14 protein-coding genes and 1 other annotated feature are annotated in these 15188 nt (G+C 43.7%); all 14 genes read left to right on the top strand.

From position 1 onward, the window contains the following. The first annotated feature begins 49 nt into the window (after positions 1–49). The 14 genes from WBS51_RS06945 (at position 50) to WBS51_RS06880 (ending at position 15153) form a co-directional block, all read left to right on the top strand. Positions 50–1378 carry a DUF4153 domain-containing protein gene (locus WBS51_RS06945; RefSeq protein ID WP_294461733.1) on the top strand — a complete coding sequence of 443 codons (1329 nt, stop codon included), beginning with the start codon at positions 50–52 and terminating at the stop codon, positions 1376–1378. Between the two features lie 97 nt (positions 1379–1475). Beyond that, entirely contained in the window at positions 1476–3731 is a 2256-nt protein-coding gene (locus tag WBS51_RS06940) for a glycoside hydrolase family 3 protein (RefSeq protein ID WP_291683567.1), read from the top strand. A gap of 97 nt (positions 3732–3828) precedes the next feature. Next, positions 3829–4072 (top strand) — a binding site (T-box leader). A gap of 82 nt (positions 4073–4154) precedes the next feature. Beyond that, positions 4155–5168: an ABC transporter substrate-binding protein gene (locus WBS51_RS06935; RefSeq protein ID WP_173750242.1), complete on the top strand. Its 1014-nt coding sequence runs from the start codon at positions 4155–4157 to the stop codon at positions 5166–5168. 20 nt (positions 5169–5188) lie between these two features. Next, positions 5189–6094 (top strand): ABC transporter permease, encoded by a 906-nt coding sequence (locus tag WBS51_RS06930; RefSeq protein WP_291683568.1) that lies wholly within the window; start codon positions 5189–5191, stop codon positions 6092–6094. A 4-nt stretch (positions 6095–6098) separates the two neighbouring features. Then, entirely contained in the window at positions 6099–6872 is a 774-nt protein-coding gene (locus WBS51_RS06925; RefSeq protein WP_173750244.1) for an ABC transporter ATP-binding protein, read from the top strand. A gap of 77 nt (positions 6873–6949) precedes the next feature. Next, on the top strand, positions 6950–9223 hold the full coding sequence (locus WBS51_RS06920; protein ID WP_291683569.1) for an adenosylcobalamin-dependent ribonucleoside-diphosphate reductase: 2274 nt from the start codon (positions 6950–6952) through the stop codon (positions 9221–9223). A 27-nt stretch (positions 9224–9250) separates the two neighbouring features. Continuing rightward, positions 9251–9724, top strand: a complete 474-nt coding sequence (locus WBS51_RS06915) for an LURP-one-related/scramblase family protein (protein WP_173750246.1) — start codon at positions 9251–9253, stop codon at positions 9722–9724. Positions 9725–9744: 20 nt separating this feature from the next. Continuing rightward, on the top strand, positions 9745–9981 hold the full coding sequence (locus tag WBS51_RS06910; protein ID WP_173750247.1) for a kinase: 237 nt from the start codon (positions 9745–9747) through the stop codon (positions 9979–9981). 93 nt (positions 9982–10074) lie between these two features. After that, positions 10075–10836 (top strand): MerR family transcriptional regulator, encoded by a 762-nt coding sequence (locus WBS51_RS06905; protein ID WP_291683570.1) that lies wholly within the window; start codon positions 10075–10077, stop codon positions 10834–10836. Between the two features lie 166 nt (positions 10837–11002). After that, positions 11003–11911 (top strand): quinolinate synthase NadA, encoded by a 909-nt coding sequence (gene nadA / locus WBS51_RS06900; RefSeq protein ID WP_291683571.1) that lies wholly within the window; start codon positions 11003–11005, stop codon positions 11909–11911. A 12-nt stretch (positions 11912–11923) separates the two neighbouring features. Continuing rightward, the gene (locus WBS51_RS06895; protein WP_173749752.1) at positions 11924–13243 is read left to right on the top strand and encodes an L-aspartate oxidase; all 1320 of its coding nucleotides are present in this window, start codon (positions 11924–11926) and stop codon (positions 13241–13243) included. Beyond that, on the top strand, positions 13240–14091 hold the full coding sequence (gene nadC, locus WBS51_RS06890) for a carboxylating nicotinate-nucleotide diphosphorylase (RefSeq protein ID WP_294461714.1): 852 nt from the start codon (positions 13240–13242) through the stop codon (positions 14089–14091). Before WBS51_RS06895 ends, nadC begins: the two co-directional genes overlap by 4 nt. 46 nt (positions 14092–14137) lie before the next feature. After that, on the top strand, positions 14138–14644 hold the full coding sequence (locus WBS51_RS06885; protein WP_173749750.1) for a transcription repressor NadR: 507 nt from the start codon (positions 14138–14140) through the stop codon (positions 14642–14644). 20 nt (positions 14645–14664) lie between these two features. Continuing rightward, a complete protein-coding gene (locus WBS51_RS06880; RefSeq protein ID WP_294461712.1) occupies positions 14665–15153 on the top strand; it encodes a GNAT family N-acetyltransferase in 489 nt (162 codons plus the stop codon). The last annotated feature ends 35 nt before the right edge of the window (positions 15154–15188 follow it).

The raw sequence follows: 15188 nt of genomic DNA, 5'->3' as shown, positions 1-15188 counted from the left end.
AAAACTCCGCCTGAAGCGGGAAATTTCAAAACAGAAAAGAGGTTTGGATATGGAAAATCAAGAAAAGGCAAGTGCAGAAATGAGCTTGGCTTATGAAAGTGCACCCATTTTTAAGAAAACAGAGAGTGATAAATGGGACCGGTGTTTCGCGGTTTTATATCTGCTTTTAGGCTATGGTTTATGGAAAATATTTGAGTTTGACGAGGTTCCTTTTCTGGGACAGACAGAAAACGGATTTCAGTTAAAGGTAGCGGGATTTACCCTGTTTTATCTGGCTGTGCTGTGGAGTTACAGTCGTTTAAAAGGTTTGAAGGTAACGAAAGAAAAGATATTCTGGACTGTGATTTTGCTCTGTGTGGGTGTATCCTATGGTTTTTACAGCATTATTCCAGTTGCCCAGTTTCTGTTGTGGTTTGTAGCTGCAGCTTACGGAACGTTGGCTGTTATGGATGGGCTTCTGGTAGGAAAAAGAACATCTTCCTGGGTACTTTTAGACCTTTGGCATGGATTATTTTCTCTTCCTGTATTAAATTTTTTCTGTCAGATACGGGTTGCTTTTCAGATATACAAAGGAAAGAAGGAGAAGAAAGAAGGGCAGAAAATCTTCCTGGGAATTGTCTGTGCCATTCCGGTTTTGGCTATTATTCTTCCGGCCTTATCCAGTGCAGATAAGGAATTTGCAAGTCTTATTGGCCTTGCTTTTTCACGGATAACCATAGGCGGAGGGCTGATGAGCAACCTGCTTTGTCTCATAATGTCTCTGATTTTTGGAGGTTTGATGTTCGGCGTTTCTTATGGCAGTGTGTATCGGAGACATATTGATGAAAGTGTCTGCGAAGAGTGGGAAGAAGAGTCCGGGGAAGGGTTTCATATGATTCCGGATACCAGTATTTACACCTTTGCAATGATAATTTCACTAGTGTATGTACTCTTTATGATAATCCAGGGACAGTATCTGTTTTCTGCATGTCTGGGAATTCTCCCGGAAAATTTGACTTATGCACAGTATGCAAGACAGGGATTCTTTGAACTATGTGGTGTGGCTGCTTTGAACGTGTGCCTGCTCCTGTTTATGAACGGCTGCTCCAGGACTATACGCAGAGAAAACCACCGGCTTCGCATCCTGAACATTGTTTTTTCTCTGCTGACCCTGCTGCTTTTAGTGACCGCTATGAGCAGAATGGGAATGTATATTTATGTTTATGGATTTACTGTAAAAAGAATCCTTACCAGTATCTTTATGATATGGCTTTTCCTGGTGTTTTCCATGGTCATTGTGCTGCAGAAAAAGGATATTCCCGTTGTCAGATGGGCAGTGTTTTCCGGGGCGGTACTGTTTGCTGCTCTGTGTGTATTGCCGTTAAACCTGCTATTGTAAAAGATTTTTTAGAAAAAATTAAGAAAAGAATTCCTTGAAATTTTAAAGTCGAAAATGATACAATTATAAGGTAAAAAGAAAAACAAGGAGAATTTTTATGACAGAAATTAAAAAGCAGAAAGCAAGCGAAAAAATCCGCTATTATAAAAATGAAAACGGACCTGAAATCGGTGTTACACAACAGCAGGTTATCTGCGAAGACGGACTGTATTTCAGAGATATAAACGGAGACGGAAAATTAAATACCTATAAAGACTGGAGAAAATCCCCAAAGGAAAGAGCCAAAGCCCTGGCCGCAGAGTTGTCTGTGGACGAAAAAATCGGTCAGCTGTTTTTGAGTTCCTGGAAAATGGGAATTGAGCAGGAAGATAAAGAATTTGTAGACGAAACCGGACTGTTAGATGAAAAACCGGTGGAAAAGGGAAGCTCTATTTTTGCTGTCAATTCTACTGTAGGAACTACAGAAACCATCAAAGACTGGAAAGTTCGGCACTTTATTTTAAGAGGAAATCCGAAGCCGGACGAACTGGCAGACTGGATTAATGAGATGAACAGCGTGGCAGAGGAGGGCGAGCATTTCCTGCCAGTCCTGGTTATTTCCAACTCCAGAAATGAAAACGGTGAGGTGGTTTTCGGTATGAATGATGCTTCCGGTGTCTTTGCAGCATGGCCGGGAACTCTGGGAATTGCAGCTGCCGTAAAAGGTGCAGGTGCAGAACTCATTGACGATTTTGCGTCCTGTATCCGAAGAGAGTGGGATGCAGTTGGTATGAAGAAAGGCTATATGTACATGGCAGACTGTATGACAGACCCCAGATGGCAGAGAACTTACGGAACCTTCGGGGAAGATTCCCAGCTTATCAGTGAGATTCTGGAGCGTCTGATTCCCGGTGTACAGGGAAGTGAAGAGGGCGTAACAGCAGACGGCGTTGCCATGACTGTCAAGCATTTTCCGGGCGGAAGTGCCAGAGAAAACGGCTTTGACCCTCATTATAAACAGGGGCAGTGGAATGTTTACCAGACAGAAAACAGCCTGGAAACCTACCACATTCCGCCTTTTAAAACAGCCATTGCAAAGAATACTTCTTCCATTATGCCTTATTATGCAAAGCCGGCAAAGGAGAAGAGTCAGAAGCAGTATGATTTAGAAGGAAATCCCATTGAATGGAAACCTGTAGGCTTTGCTTTTAATGACTTTTTTATCAATAAAATGCTGCGTGAACAGATGGGATTTAAGGGATATATTAACAGCGATTCCGGTATCATGCAGATGATGGCCTGGGGTGTGGAAGAACTGGAAATCTGTGAGAGAGCAGCTCTGGCCGTTAATGCCGGTGTGGATATTATCAGCGGTTCTTATGACCTGGAAGATGCCAAAGAGGCTTACAGAAGATGGAAAGAAGGCTACTATACCGTACAGGGACATAAAGTTCCGGAAGGCTATACGGCAGAACAGATTACCCTCTCCGAGGAAGCGCTTACAAGGGCAGTAGAACGTACTTTAATTGAAAAATTTCAACTGGGATTGTTTGAAAATCCATACAGAAATCCGGAAGAAGCAGTGAAAATCGTAGGCAACCCAGAAGACTGGACACACGCACAGCAGGTACACCGTCAGTCCGTGGTACTGTTGAAAAACGACGGTATACTTCCTTTGACTGAAGAGAAAGTATCCGGTAAAAAGGTTTATGCAAGATGTTTTAACAAGACAGAAGAAAATGCACAAAAAGCAACAGAGGAACTGAAAAAACAGCTGCAGGCAGAGACCTCTCTTACGCTGACTGAAAATCCCGAAGAAGCAGATTTGGCTCTTTTGTTTGTATCTCCAAGTTCAGGTGAATACTTCAACGCAACACCGGGATATCTGGAATTGGATATCTGTGACGGAAAGGAAGTCTGTGATGTAGATGAAGAGGGCAGACCTGCCAAAACCACACACTTGGAAACCACGCTTTCCGGCGCGAGAGAACTGGCGGAAATTGCGGAAGCAGTACACAAAAATAAGGGAAAAGTGGTAACCAATATTAACTTTACGCTGGCCTGGATGGTAGGCAATGCAGAGCCGTATGCAGATGCACTTCTGGCTGGCTTTGATACCTATCCAAGTGCTGTTCTGGATGTGATTTTCGGCAGATTTGCGCCAGTAGGAAAGATGCCCATGACCCTTCCGAAAGATGACAGTGTCATTGCCGTAAATGCAGAAGGCGTATGCATTTCACCTAATGATGTGCCGGGATATGACAAGGATAAATATATGCCGGAGTCCATGAAAGACGAAAACGGTAAAGCTTATGCATACAGAGATGCTGCCGGAAATTATTATGAGCTGAACTTTGGACTTAGCTATAAATAAGAGTTATGGCAGGTATCACAAAGGAAGCGTGCAGAAAAAAATTGCCAAAAACAGGTTGACAAAATAGAAAAAGCGACATAGAATAAGACCAACAAAAGCGAAACCGATGAGAAAGAAGAGTAGGTTTGAAAGGAAATCACAGAGAGCGGCAGATGGTGGGATTGCCGTATGGACTTTGAAGCTGAATGGCCTTTCGAGGGCGGCCCGAAATGAAAAAAGTAGGCGTCGTCGGGAACCGAACCCGTTATCAATCAGGAGCATATGTCAGTATGTGAGAAAGTGGACATTTCGTCAAATTGAGTGGTACCGCGATAATAATGTATGTTATTACCGTCTCAAGTTTTTTATGAACTTGAGGCGGTTTTTTTGTCTCACAGAAAATGATGGATGGCTTTTGAGAAAAATGAAAAGGAGACAGGAAAAATGAAGAAAAAAGTATTGGCAATGGTATTGGTTATGGGGATGGCAGCAGGTGTTTTGACAGGTTGCGGCACAGCAAAGGACGTATCCGCAGACAACGGTAAGTATGCTATTGGAATTTCACAGTTTGCAGAGCATGGTTCTCTGGATAACTGCCGGGAAGGCTTTATAGAAGGACTGAAAGAAGAGGGACTGGAGGAAGGAAAAAATCTGGAAATTAAGGTGAGCAATGCAGATGCAGATACAGCAACAGCAGCACAGATAGCAGACAACTTTGTATCCGAAGATATGGATTTGATTTGTGCCATTGCTACTCCAAGTGCACAGGCGGCTTACAATTCTGCGGTAAATACAGAAATTCCGGTGGTGTATACAGCAGTAACAAATCCGGAAGAAGCGGAACTTGCAACAGAAGATAAAATGCCGGTAGGTGCGGTGACGGGAACCAGTGACCAGCTTCCCGTAGAAGCACAGCTGCAGATGATTCGCAAATTGCTGCCAAAAGCAAAAACCATTGGAATCCTGTATACCACCAGCGAAGCCAATTCCGCATACAGTATTAAGCAGTATGAAAAATACGCAGAAGATTACGGATTCACTATTGAAACAGCAGGAGTGACCAATACTTCGGAGGTATCTTTAGCAGCAGCGGGCCTTTTAGAAAAAGTAGATTGTCTGACCAATCTTACAGATAATACCGTAGTAAGCGCACTTCCCACAATTTTAAGTCAGGCAGAGGAAGCTAAAATTCCGGTATTCGGAAGCGAAATTGAACAGGTAAAGCTGGGGTGTCTGGCGGCAGAGGGTCTGGACTATGTCAATCTGGGAAAAGAAACCGGAAAAATGGCAGCGAAAATATTGAAAGGGGAAGCAAAAGCAGAAGAAATGGAATATGAACTTCTCACAGACAGCAGTCTGTACATCAATGAAAAGGCAGCCGAAAATCTCGGCATAGAGATTCCGGAAGACATGAAAAATGAGGCAACAGAAGTCTTTACGGAGATTACGGAAGAGTAACACAGGCAGGAGGAAGGACAATGGATTTCGCATTGAGTATTGTAGAGCAGGGATTGATTTACGGCATCCTGGCTTTGGGTGTATATATTACTTATAAAATTCTGGATTTTCCGGATTTGACTGTGGACGGCAGTTTCCCTCTGGGAGCAGCCGTGACAGCAGTTCTTTTAAAACAGGGAATTAATCCCTGTTTTACTCTGCCTCTTGCCTTTCTGGCGGGAGCAGCGGCGGGTGTCTGCACTGGTTTGATTCATGTGAAATGTAAGGTGAGGGATTTGCTTTCCGGAATCATTATGATGACCGCTCTTTATACCGTAAACCTCATGGTGGCAGGCGCCAATAATGTACCTCTATTTTCAAAATCTACGATTTTTAAAAACAATTTTTTTAAAGGAATTTTCGGTGGTACGGTACCCTCGTATTTCTCTCTGGTTTTGATTCTGGCTGTAGCGGCAGTGAGCAAAATCTGCCTGGATTTGTATCTGCAGACCAGGTCCGGATATCTGTTAAGGGCAGTGGGAGATAATGAACTTCTGGTTACTTCTTTAGCCAAGGATAAGGGGAATGTGAAGATACTGGGACTTGGGATTTCCAATGGGCTTGTGGCTTTAAGCGGCAGTGTATTCTGTCAGCAGCAGGGGGTGTTCGACATTTCTTCCGGCACAGGGGCTATGGTTATCGGACTTGCCAGTGTTATTGTGGGAACCAGCCTCTATAAGCTGTTAACCAGGCTTTTTGGGGGGAAGGGAAGTGACTTTTTCAAGATTACAACCTTTGTTTTTGCAGGCGCGGTTCTTTACAAAGCTTGCACCGGAATTGCGATTAAATACTTTGCGCCAAAGGCCATGAAGATGATTTCCGCAGTCTTTCTTCTGGCAGTTTTGATTTTTGTTCTGGTGTTGGAACGTTCGGAAAAGAAGAGGTGAGAAGATGCTTGAATTAAAGAATATTTACAAATATTACAATCCGGGAACTGTAAATGAAATGTGTTTGTTTGAAGACTTTCAGTTCATGGTTCAGAAGGGAGAATTTGTTTCTGTAGTAGGCAGCAACGGTTCCGGCAAGACTTCCATGCTGAATCTGATATGCGGCAGCATGCAGCCGGACAGAGGAGAAATTCTGATAAACAACAAGCCGGTTACAAAGATAAAAGAGTATAAGAGACTGGCTTCCATTGGGAGGGTTTATCAGAACCCGGCGCTTGGAACTTGTCCGGATATGACAATTCTGGAAAACATGTCTATGGCAGAACACAAAGGGAAAATCTTCGGACTGCAAAGAGGAACTAACAGAAAAAAAATCCCGGAATATCGGGAACAGCTTGCCCAGCTGGGGCTGGGACTGGAGGATAAAATGCAGGTGAAAGTAGGCGCATTGTCCGGTGGTCAGCGGCAGGCCTTGTCCCTTTTGATGTCCGTTATGACTCCGGTGGAATTTCTGATTCTGGACGAACATACAGCAGCGCTAGACCCTAAGACCGCAGACATTATCATGCAGTTGACAGACCGTATTGTGAAAGAGAAAAAGCTGACAGCCATTATGGTCACCCACAATCTGCGGTATGCGGCAGAATACGGGGACCGTCTGGTGATGATGCACCAGGGAAAAGCGGTTATGGATATGAAGGGTGAGAAAAAGCAGAAGGTTCAAATCGATGACATTCTGGGGAAATTTAATGAAATCAGCATCGAATGTGGCAACTAGAAATATGGGCTTGAAACCACCAATATATTGTGCTAACATAATATATGTTAACTAAATATAGTAGTGGAGGGCGAACTATGACAATCGAAGACTGGCTGGGACAGGAAAACCAGCTTGGAATGGATATCTGGACAAAGAAATACTGCAGCGAAGGAGAGGACTTTGAAGCCTGGATTCAGAGAATCAGCGGCGGCAATGAAGAAATCGGCCGGTATATCAAAGAGAAAAAGTTTTTGTTCGGGGGACGGATTTTATCCAACCGGGGGCTGAATAAACAGGGAAGAAAAGTGACCTATTCTAACTGTTATGTGATTGCACCGCCGGAAGATGAAATTGAAAGTATTTTTGAATGTGCTAAGAAACTGGCACGTACTTACAGCTATGGCGGCGGCTGTGGTGTGGATATTTCAAAACTCAGTCCCAGGGGGGCAAAGATTAATAATGCAGCGAAAGAAACCAGCGGAGCCGTGTCCTTTATGGAGTTGTATTCTCTGGTGACAGCGCTCATCGGACAGAATGGAAGACGCGGTGCGTTGATGATTTCCATTGACTGTTCCCATCCGGATGTGGCGGAATTTATTGAATTAAAGACGGATTTGGACAAGGTTACCAAGGCCAATATTTCCATTCGTATTCATGAGGATTTTATGGAAGCCGTGAAAAAGAATGAAGAATATCTTTTGCATTATACCAGAGAAACTACGGGAGAAGTCATTGAAAAACGGGTCAATGCAAGAGAACTTTTCCGCAGAATTACGGAAACAAACTGGGATTATGCAGAACCAGGAGCGCTGTTTTGGGACCGTATTACAGGCTGGAATCTTTTGAGCAATACAAAGGAGTTTTCTTATGCGGGAGTCAATCCCTGTGCAGAAGAACCTCTCCCGGCAGGAGGAAGCTGTCTTTTGGGCAGTGTAAACCTGGCGCAGTTTGTAGAGAATCCTTTTACGGACGAGGCATTTTTTGATTTTGATGGATTTAAACTCTGTGTACAGGCTTCTGTAAAGGCTTTAAACGAAGTGCTGGAAGAGGGGCTTCCCCTTCATCCCCTGCCGGAGCAGAGAGAAAGTGTGGCTCAGTGGAGACAGATAGGACTGGGTATCATGGGACTGGCAGATGCACTGATTAAGCTGGGGCTGACTTATGGAGAAGAGGATGCCGTAAAGATGTGCGACAAGATTGGCTTTGCCATGGCCGATACAGCCATTGCCGCTTCTGCAAAGCTGGCTAAAGAACAGGGAGCGTTTCCGCAATGTAAGGTGGAAGAGATTATGGAAACGCCTTATTTTCTTGCCAATACTACGGAAAAAACAAGAGAGCTGGTACGCAAACATGGCCTTAGAAATTCACAGCTTCTGACGATTGCACCTACGGGAACACTGTCTACCATGCTGGGAATTTCCGGAGGAATTGAACCGGTATATGCAAATTATTATGAGCGGAAAACAGAGTCGCTTCACGGCGCGGATGTATACTATAAAGTGTATACTAAAATTGTGGAAAGCTATATGAAAGAGCATAATCTTACAGATGACAAACAGCTTCCGGATTATTTTGTGACAGCCATGACTCTGGATTATCGTCAGCGTATTGATATGCAGTCCATATGGCAGCGGCACATTGACGCGTCTATTAGTTCTACGGTCAATGTACCGGAAAGCTTTACCGTAGAGGAGACAGAAAGCCTCTATATGTATGCCTTTGAACAGGGATTGAAAGGGATTACTATCTTCCGTGACGGCTGCAAGCGGATTGGTATTCTCAATACAAAAGAAACGAAAACCGTCACAGCCGGAGAAGGCTTAAAGCGTGGAGAGATTATTCTGGTAACGGATGATGTGGTAGGAAAGAAGCGAAAACTGATAACGGGCTGCGGCAGTCTGCATTGCATTGCCCTGTTTGACCCGCATACAGGAGCGCTTTTGGAAACGTATTTGAGCAAGGGTTCTACCGGAGGCTGCAATAACTTTATGGTAGGACTTTCCCGTATGATTTCTATCAGTGCAAGAGGCGGTATTGACATTGAAACGATTGTGGACCAGTTGAATTCCAGCGGTTCTTGTCCGTCTTATACGGCCCGCAGAGTGACCAGGAAGGATACCAGCAAGGGGGCCTGCTGCCCTATGGCTGTGGGGAATGCCCTTATGGATATGTATAGGGAAATGCAGGAAGAATTAAGCCAGAAGGGAGAGAAAAAAGATTCGGGAAAAGTAAAAAAAGCCCCGAAACCAAAGGCAGTTACCAAGCGGGAAGAGACCGATAAAATTTACTGTCCGGAATGTGGAGAGCCGCTTGTTTTTGAAGAGGGATGTAATATCTGCAAAAGCTGCGGCTGGAGCAAATGCCACTGATAATCCCGGACAAAGAAGGAGTAATGCATGAAATTACTGTTTAAACAAAAGATGTTTTCATGGTTGGACAGCTATGATATTTATAATGAGCAGGGTGAGGTTGTCTTTACTGTAAAGGGACAGCTTGACTGGGGACACTGTCTGAAAATATATGACAGCAGCGGCCAATATGCCGGTATGGTGAGAGAAAAAGTGCTGACTTTTCTGCCCAGGTTTGACCTCTATACAGGGGAAGACTTTATGGGGTCTGTGCAGAAGGAATTCACCTTTTTCAGACCGAAATACAACATTGATTTCATGGGATGGCAGATAGAAGGAAATGCCATGGAATGGAACTATGAAATTCAGGACAGAAATGGGATGACCGTAGCGCTGATTGGAAAAGAAATTTTTCATTGGACAGATACTTATGTCATGGATATCGGGCAGCCAGAGGATGCTTTATATGTAGTGATGCTGGTGCTGGCCATTGACGCAGAAAAGTGTTCCAGACAGTCCTGACAGATACCGGGAGGAAAACTATGCGACTAGAAAAACTACAGAATTTACTGAAGGAAAAAGGCTTTCCGTATACTTATACAGAGGAAGACCAATGCGGAAGTGTTGATTTTGAATACAGAGGTGTGGCCTACCATGTGTGGGAGTTTTTTGATGAAGCCTGGGGCGCGGAAACCAATGTGAGAAACATAGGCAAGCACGAAGATTTATTCGGAGAATACGAGGAAGAAATCCTGGAAATTGTCCGTAAATGGAACTGAAATTTTCCTGAAAAATATTTTCAAACTTTCTCTTGACATTGACGCAGCGTCAACGGGTAAGATGACAGTACAGGGAGAAAGGAGAGAAAAAATATGGAGTACAGCATACGTCAGTTGGCAGCTCTTGCAGGAGTTTCCACCCGAACTCTGCGGTACTATGATGAAATTCATCTGTTAAAGCCGGCAAGGGTGAATGAAGCAGGATACCGCTATTACGGAGAAAAAGAGGTTGCGCTTTTGCAGCAGATTCTCTTTTACCGGGAACGGGATTTGGGGCTGGAGGTTATCAGTAAAATTCTGGCACAGCCCAATTTTGACATTGAGAGAGCTCTGTATGAGCATTTAAAGGCTTTGCAGAGGCAGCAGGCGCATATTTCTTCTCTGATTCAAACTGTAGAACTTACCATTGCGGATTTGAAAGGAGAAGGATATATGAGTGATGATATGAAATTCCAGGTATTTAAAGAGAAACTTGTGAAAGAACAGGAAAAAACATACGGCGAAGAGGCCCGGAACAAGTATGGAGATGAAGAAGTAGACGCGTCACAGCAGAAGATTCTGGGACTTTCCAAAGCAGATTATGAAAGATTTCAGGAATTGGAAGAGGAAGTTTTCCGTCAATTAAAGGCAGCTGTAAAAGCAGGTGTTTCCCCGGAAAGTGAAGAGGGAAAACGCATTGTTATGCTGCATAAAAACTGGCTGGGATATACCTGGAAAGAGTATTCGGCCCAAGCGCATAAAGGACTTGCAGCCATATATACGGCGGATTCCAGATTTCAGGAATACTACGACAGAGAGCAAAAAGGATGTGCAGAATTTCTGATAAAAGCGGTGGAATTCTGGGCAGGAAAATAAGAAAAGAGGGGACTGTTATGATGCCATGCAGCCCCCTCTTTTCTTATAACCGGCAGAATAGAATCTTCTGTCTATGTGTTTACAGAAAAACAAACAACTGTCTTGTCATATGTAAAAAGCTGTTGTATAATAACTGTCAAATGCTTTGGCAGGAGGATAAAAGAAGATGAAGTCCATAAAAGAAGAAATAGAACAATTAAAAAAAGAAAAAAATGCTGTGATATTGGCACATTATTATGTACCGGATGAAGTACAGGAGATTGCAGATTACATAGGAGATTCTTACTATTTAAGTAAAAAAGCAAAGGAAACAGAAGCAGAAATCATTGTGTTTGCAGGAGTTTCCTTTATGGGAGAAAGTGCGAAAATTTTGAATCCGTCAAAAACCGTGTTGATGCCGGATGGGGATGCAGACTGCCCCATGGCTCATATGGCGTCCGTGGAAAAAGTGCAGAAAATGAGAACAATTTACCAGGATTTGGCTGTGGTATGCTATATCAATTCCACAGCAGAACTAAAGACGGTTTCGGATGTCTGTGTGACCTCTTCTAATGCTGTAAAGATTGTAAAGGCTCTTCCAAACCGCAATATTTTCTTTATTCCGGATGGAAATCTGGCTGCTTATGTGGCAGAGCAGGTGCCGGAAAAAAACATTATTCCAAACGACGGATACTGTCCGGTACACAGGGAAATCACACCGCAGCTTTTGGAACAGGCAAAGAAAAAATATCCCCAGGCTGAGGTTCTTGTACATCCGGAATGTGTGCAGAAGGTGCTGCAGCAGGCGGATTTCATCGGCAGTACTTCGGAGATTATCAGTCATGCAGAACAGTCTTTTCAGAAGGAATTTATAATCGGTACAGAAGAGGGCGTTTTATATGAATTAAAGAAAAAATGTCCCGATAAAATTTTCCATTGTGTTATGGAAGGACAGTGTTGTTCTGATATGAAGAAGGTTACCTTAGAAAAGGTCAGAGACAGTCTGAAAAACGGAACGTATGAGATACAGTTACCGGAAGTGGTGAGTCAAAAGGCTTTAAAAGCGTTGGATACCATGTTGGAACTGGCAAAGTAAGGGGGAGCACAAATGGAAAAGATTCAGACAGACGCATTGATTGTGGGAACAGGCGCAAGTGGTCTTTTTGCAGCGCTTCATCTTCCTTTGGATATGCAGGTGCTGATGATTACAAAGGATGAAATTAAACACAGCGATTCTTATCTGGCTCAGGGGGGAATCTGCGTGTTGAGAGATGAAAATGACTATGACAGCTTTATGGAAGACACCTTAAAAGCAGGCCATTATGAGAACCGGAGAGAGTCTGTAGACATTATGATTCGCTCTTCCAGAGAGGTGATTGAAGAACTGTTGGAATATGGGGTGGAGTTTGCAACCAAAGACGGAAAACTGGATTATACCAGAGAGGGATGTCATTCAAAAGCCAGGATTCTCTTTCACGAAGATGTTACCGGAAAAGAGATAACGAGCAAACTTTTGCAGGCTGTACAGAAGCGTTCCAATATACGGATTCTGGACCATGTAACCATGCTGGATTTCATTGAAAAAGACAATTGCTGTCTGGGAATTATTGCAAGAACAGAGGAAGGGAAACATCTGGGAATCGAAGCAGGACAAACCATTCTGGCCAGCGGAGGCATTGGAGGTCTGTATCAGCATTCCACCAATTATCCTCATCTTACCGGAGATGCACTTGCCATAGCCATGCGCCATGGAGTAGAATTAGAACATATTGATTATATACAGATACATCCCACTACTTTGTATTCCACCCGCCCGGGCAGACGGTTTCTTATTTCTGAATCTGTGCGGGGAGAAGGGGCAAAACTGTACAATGCCAAAGGAGAACGGTTTGCCAATGAGGTATTGCCAAGAGACTTAATGACTGCAGCTATCCGCAGACAAATGGAAGAAGATGGGAAGCCTTATGTGTGGCTGGATATGACGGTTCTGGGCGAAAAAGTGATTTTGAATCACTTCCCTCATATCTATGAGAGGTGTCTGGAGGAAGGATATGATGTAACAAAAGACTGGATTCCCGTAGTGCCTGCCCAGCATTATTTTATGGGCGGTATTCGTGTGAATTCTGATAGCAAGACCACTATGGACAGGCTGTTTGCCGTAGGGGAAACCAGCTGCAATGGCGTACACGGAGCCAATCGTCTGGCAAGTAATTCTCTGCTGGAAAGCCTGGTGTTTGCCAAAAGAGCCGCCGGGAAAATACAGGAAGAGAGAAGTCAGAAAATATTTTTACAGGAGAGGGATTCTTCTGTATTTGAAGCTTTGTATCAGAAGGCAGAAAGGTGTATCAGCAGCCAGGAAGAAAGTCTGGCGGAGACATATAAGCGGGAAGTATTGTGTGAGATAGAAAGGGAGCGACAGGCAAAATGAATGAAATTACCATGAATTTGAATGCAGATCATTTAATCAGACAGGCTCTGCAGGAGGATATTACAAGCGAAGATATTACTACGAATGCAGTGATGAGAGAAAAGAAAGCGGGAGAGGTGCAGCTAATCTGTAAGCAGGAGGGTGTGATTGCAGGTCTGGCAGTATTTGAACGTGTTTTTCAGCTTCTGGACAGTGATACACAGGTGGAATTTTATGTAAAAGACGGAGACAGAGTGGAAAATAAACAGCTTCTTGGTGTGGTAAAAGGGGATATTCGTGTACTGCTTTCCGCAGAAAGAACAGCCTTGAATTATCTCCAGCGGATGAGCGGAATTGCCACTTATACCAGGCAGATTGCAGACCTTTTGGAAGGAAGCAAAACCAAACTTCTGGATACCAGAAAAACTACACCGAATATGAGAATTTTTGAAAAATATGCGGTAAAAGTGGGAGGAGGATACAATCACAGATATAACCTTTCCGATGGAATTTTACTGAAAGATAATCATATTGCAGCGGCTGGCGGAGTGCGTCAGGCCATTGAAATGGCGAAGGAATATGCGCCTTTTGTACGGAAAATTGAAGTGGAAACCGAGACATTGGACATGGTAAAAGAAGCAGTAGATGCAGGTGCAGATATTATTATGCTGGACAATATGACGCCGGAAACTATGAAAGCCGCTATAGAATTCATTGATGGACGTGCAGAAACAGAGTGTTCCGGAAATGTGACGAAAGAGAATATTGACAGGCTGATTTCTATTGGTGTAGACTATATTTCCAGTGGGGCTTTAACCCACTCCTCTCCGATTCTGGATCTTTCCCTGAAAAACCTTCATGAGGTGTAAAAGAGACGGGAAACCGAGTCGGTCTGGGGAAGAAAGGATAGGAAATATGGATGGAGAAACACGCAGAAAAGAAATTTTAAAATATATTTCAGAGAGTAACAAACCGGTGTCAGGAACAAAACTGGCAGAAATTTTTCAAGTGAGCCGACAGGTCATTGTGCAGGATATTGCTCTGTTAAGAGCGGCGGATTGTGAAATTCTTTCTACGAACAGAGGCTATATTTGCAGCAGTCCCCAGAAATGTATGAGGATCATACAGGTGTATCATACAGATGAGCGGATAGAAGAAGAGCTGCATGCAATCGTGGATTGCGGGGGAACAGTGGAAGATGTTTTTGTGCAGCATGAAGTTTACGGAGAACTACGGGCTGTGCTAAACATCAGTTCCAGACGGCAGGTGAAACAGTTTTTGGAAGACATTCGGACGGGAAAATCCAAACCGCTTACGAATATCACTTCCGGGCATCACTGTCATACTATCAGTGCAGACAGTGAAGAAGTTCTGGATATGATAGAAGAAAATCTGAGAAAATTGGGAATTTGTATGGAATAAAAGCAAGGAAAAGGAAAGAGATGGAGTTTTTCATAAGAGAGGCGAGAGCGGAGGAAGCCTCTTTGCTGGCAGAAATAGAAGCTTTGTGTTTTCCGCCGGCAGAGGCAGCTTCTAAAGAGGAAATACAGAAGCGGATGTGTGCTTTTTTAGAGAATTTTTTTGTGGCAGAATTAGATGGGAAAATTGTTGGATTCGTCAACGGAGGAACCACGGACCAGCCAAAGCTGCCGGATGAAATGTACCACGATGTAAGTCTGCATAAGCCCTGGGGAGCTTATCAGACGGTGTTTGGTTTAAATGTATTACCGGAGTACAGATGTCAGGGGATTGCAGGGAGACTGCTGGAGTATCTGGTGGCAGAAAGCAGAAAAAGAGGAAAAAAAGGTGTGATTTTGACTTGCAAAGCGCATTTGACAGGATTCTATGAAAGCCACGAATTCCAGAATTTTGGCATAGCAGAATCGGAGCACGGTGGGGCTGTGTGGTATGATATGAGAAGAGAACTTTGAGAAAACGGGGGAGTGATGACAGATTGCTTCCCTGT

Origin of the sequence: Blautia acetica (assembly GCF_038739805.1) — a bacterium.
In the GTDB taxonomy this organism is placed as follows: Bacteria; Bacillota; Clostridia; order Lachnospirales; family Lachnospiraceae; genus Blautia.
This window is presented reverse-complemented; position numbering and strand designations above follow the sequence as displayed.